This window comes from Gammaproteobacteria bacterium (assembly GCA_003696665.1).
Taxonomy (GTDB): Bacteria; Pseudomonadota; Gammaproteobacteria; order Enterobacterales.
The window spans coordinates 1-1,355 of the sequence record RFGJ01000077.1; the positions used below are offsets into that span (position 1 = coordinate 1).

Consider the following 1,355-nt stretch of genomic DNA (forward strand, 5'->3'; position numbering starts at 1 on the left):
ACATATTGCAATCTGACCGCCGATGTGTATAATCCCCTCGCGATGCCAGAGTGGCGGAATTGGTAGACGCGCTAGACTCAAAATCTGGTGGCCTTACGGCCGTGTCGGTTCGAGTCCGACCTCTCGTACCAATTCATCAAGAAGCGGCGATAGCCGCTTTTTTTATATCAAAACGCTATGAAGCTCGAAGATTTTGATTATCACTTGCCGGAACATTTGATTGCGCGTTATCCGTTGCCGGAGCGCCGCGCCAGTCGGTTGATGGTGGCGGATGGGGCAGCGCAGCGTATTTCGCATCATGTGTTTGCCGATCTTGTGGATCTCCTTTCTCCAGGGGATTTGCTGGTGTTTAACAACACCAAGGTGATCCCGGCGCGTTTGTGGGGACGTCGCGAGACCGGCGGTCGGGTGGAAATTCTGATTGAGCGCATCCTTGATAACGATTGTGCGTTGGCCCATGTCAAGGCAAGCAATCGGTTGCGGCCTGGCGTGGTGATTACGATTGCCGAGGATGTGACGCTGGAGGTGCGTGACCGTCAGGATGATTTGTTTGTGCTGGCGCGCATCACGGGGCCGGAGTGGCTTGATCTGCTGCATCAGCATGGCCACATGCCGCTGCCGCCGTATTTATCGCGCGATGATGAAGCCATTGATGCTGAGCGCTATCAAACGGTCTATGCCAAGCAGCCTGGGGCCGTTGCCGCGCCCACGGCGGGTTTGCATTTCGATGAGGCATTGCTTGCCCAATTGGCGGAGAAAGGGATTCGTCAGACATTTTTGACGCTGCATGTGGGGGCGGGCACCTTTCAGCCGGTGCGTGTCAGTGATATTCGCGCCCACAAGATGCACAGCGAAGTGATTGAAGTGCCGGAATCTGTTTGCGAAGCCGTTGCCAACACCAAGGCCAATGGCGGGCGAGTGGTGGCCGTTGGCACCACCTGTGTGCGCGCGCTTGAGACCGCGGCACGGGCGCACGGAGAGTTGCGGCCCTATGCCGGTGAGACGGATATTTTCATTTATCCGGGCTTCCAATTCCGCGTGGTGGATCGACTGATCACCAATTTCCATTTGCCACAAAGCACGTTATTGATGCTGGTGTCGGCTTTTGCCGGACGAGAATTTATTTTGCGTGCCTACCGAGAAGCAGTGAAACACGCCTATCGGTTTTTTAGTTACGGTGATGCGATGTTGTTGAGTCCGGCGAGGTCTGAATCATGAAGTTTGAATTGTTGGCCACCGATGGGGCAGCGCGTCGCGGACGTTTGCTGTTGCCGCGGGGTGTGGTGGATACCCCGGCCTTTATGCCGGTCGGCACCTATGGCACGGTCAAGGCCATGCTGCCGGAAACCCTTAAG

Annotated in this window: 2 protein-coding genes and 1 tRNA gene; all 3 read left to right on the forward strand. The window is 56.0% G+C overall.

The features are described from left to right. The first annotated feature begins 44 nt into the window (after positions 1 to 44). Positions 45 to 131: transfer RNA gene (locus D6694_02670), tRNA-Leu, on the forward strand. A 46-nt stretch (positions 132 to 177) separates the two neighbouring features. Then, positions 178 to 1,218 carry a tRNA preQ1(34) S-adenosylmethionine ribosyltransferase-isomerase QueA gene (gene queA / locus D6694_02675; protein ID RMH47063.1) on the forward strand — a complete coding sequence of 347 codons (1,041 nt, stop codon included), beginning with the start codon at positions 178 to 180 and terminating at the stop codon, positions 1,216 to 1,218. After that, positions 1,215 to 1,355, forward strand: a 141-nt coding sequence (tgt, locus tag D6694_02680; GenBank protein ID RMH47064.1) for a tRNA guanosine(34) transglycosylase Tgt, incomplete at its 3' end; no start/stop codon positions are given. The genes queA and tgt, both read left to right, overlap by 4 nt.

Coding starts and splice junctions, on each gene's coding strand:
- queA (RMH47063.1), top strand. CDS start 178: ATGAAGCTCGAAGATTTTGATTATCACTTGCCGGAACATTTGATTGCG.